This is a genomic window from Streptomyces sp. CBMA156 (genome assembly GCF_014596515.1).
Classification (GTDB): domain Bacteria; phylum Actinomycetota; class Actinomycetes; order Streptomycetales; family Streptomycetaceae; genus Kitasatospora.
The window spans coordinates 1-2,129 of sequence record NZ_MSJQ01000146.1 but is presented as its reverse complement, the minus strand read 5'-3'; the positions used below and the strand labels follow the sequence as shown (position 1 = coordinate 2,129).

At 75.9% G+C, this 2,129-nt stretch carries 1 protein-coding gene and 2 pseudogenes; all 3 read right to left on the bottom strand.

Features of this window, described 5'->3' with window-relative positions; all coding sequences use genetic code 11:
- Nucleotides 1-694: pseudogene (locus BU198_RS12320) on the bottom strand (hypothetical protein); the annotation flags it as partial.
- A gap of 43 nt (nt 695-737) precedes the next feature.
- Nucleotides 738-1,550: an ATP-binding cassette domain-containing protein gene (locus BU198_RS12315; protein ID WP_188296885.1), complete on the bottom strand. Its 813-nt coding sequence runs from the start codon at nt 1,548-1,550 to the stop codon at nt 738-740.
- Between the two features lie 110 nt (nt 1,551-1,660).
- Nucleotides 1,661-2,129: pseudogene (locus tag BU198_RS12310) on the bottom strand (zf-HC2 domain-containing protein); the annotation flags it as partial.

Genomic DNA, 2,129 nt, shown 5'->3' with positions numbered 1-2,129 from the left:
GCACCCGGGCCCGCGCGGTCGCCGCGACGGCCAGCAGCACGCCGCTCAGCCCGAGGGCGGCGAACCAGATGGCCTGGCCCGCGGACAGCGAGGGCAGCACCCGGTGGAAGTCGTCCGTCACCGGCAGCATCGGCAGCACCGTGTCCACCAGACGGTTCGCCGGCCGCCCGTCCCTGACCTGGCTGACCGCCAGGACCAGGAACAGCAGGACCGCCCCCAGCGGCGCCGCGACCGGCGCCGGAGCGACCCGTCCGATCCCCAGCCCGAGCAGGGCGACGGCGACGACGACGAGCAGCCCCACCGCGAGGCCCAGCGGCCACTGGCCGTCGCTGAACGTCGCGTGCCCGGAGACGATCGCCGCGGCCCACCCGACGATCGCCGCCACCGCGAGCACCGCCGCGCCGGCCGTCACCACGAAGGCCGGGAGCAGCCGAACCGGGCCCGGCCGTGGCGTGGCGGCGAACAGCTCGGAGACCGCGCTGCGCGGCTCCCGGCCGCCGTGCCAGATCGCGGCGGCCAGCACCAGCGGCAGGACGACCCAGGCGGTCGACCGCAGCGAGTGGACCAGGGACGTCCAACTGGCCGCCCACTGCTGGACGTCCATCCAGAGGAAGACCCGGGTCAGGGCGGCCAGCGCCAGGAACAGCGCCGGGGCGACGGAGCGCTTCGCCTCCAGGCGCACCATGCGGAACATTCACAGTCTCCAGGGGTAGAGGGGTGGTCGGGTGGTGACGGCGCTACTTCGGGCCGCCGGCCTTCGCTCCGCGGTGCCGGCGCAGGATCGCGGAGTAGCCGCGCTCGATGTCGCTGTCGCCCGGGTCGGCGTCGGTGCCCGCGCCGCGGAGCCCGTCGACGTGGCCGGCGAAGACCGTGCCGCCCTCGTCGATCAGCACCACGCTGGTGCAGGCCGCGGCGACGTCCTCGACCAGGTGGGTGGAGACCAGGACGCAGGACTGTTCGCCGATGCCGCGCAGCAGCGCACGGAACTCCATCCGCTGGGCGGGGTCCAGGCCGACCGTGGGCTCGTCCAGCAGCAGGATGTCGGGGTCGTTGACGATCGCCTGGGCGATGCCCGCCCGGCGCAGCATGCCGCCGGAGAGCGAGCCCATCCGGTCGTCGGCCCGGCCGGTCAGGTCGACCCGGTCGATGGCGTGCTGCACCGCGTCGGCCGCCCGGTGCCCGGGCACCTCCTTGAGCCAGGCCATGTACTCGACGAACTCCCGTACGGTGAACCGCCGGTAGTGCCCGAACGCCTGCGGCAGGTAGCCCAGCCGGCGGCGCAGCGCGCGCAGCTCGCCCCGGCCGCGGCGGGCCCCGCCCAGGAGCTCCAGCTCGCCGCCGTGCGGGGTCAGGACGGTGGCGAGGGTACGGATCAGGGTGGTCTTGCCCGCCCCGTTGGGCCCGAGCAGGCCGTGCACTCCGGTGCCCAGGTCCAGGTCGATCCCGTCGACCGCGCGGCGGCGGCCACGCCGGACGGTCAGGCCGCGGGCCCTGATGTGGTGGGCGTAGCGGGTGGGCGCGATCTCGCTCGCGATGCCGGTGACGGGCATGGTCGTTTCTCCTCGCGGTACGGGTGAAGGATGCGGCTGAAGTACGGGGGTGGGGGATGCGGGTGAGGGGTGGGGCGGGTGGCCTGCCGTGACGGCGGGCCACCCGGCGGTCAGCCCCGGCGCGCGCGGGCCTCACGGGGATGCAGGTAGGCGTTGCGGGACAGGACGACGGCGACGCCCAGGAGTGCCACCGCGACCGCCCACCCGGGGGCGGCCGAGTCCCGCAGGTAGGAGGGGACGGTCCGGCCGTCCATCGCGGGGACGACCACCAACGCGGCCCATCCGGCGCCGAGCCCGCTCGCCGCGCGCTGGATGCCCACCCTGCTGCCGATTGCCAGGGCGGCGCAGGTCAGGGCGAGGGCCGGCAGCAGGACCAGCGCGGGCCCGGTACCGGTGATCGCGCCGCCGGCCGCCAGCGCCGGGACCACCAGGGTCAGCACCGCCACGGTCCTCCGCAGCAGCAGGCCGAGCCCCGCCCGTGGCGTCGTCGCGATCAGCTCGTGCGCCGGATCGGCGTGCGGGCCCCAGCTCAGGGCCACCCCCAGCAGCGGCATCGCCGGGGCCAGCAGCAGCAGGACC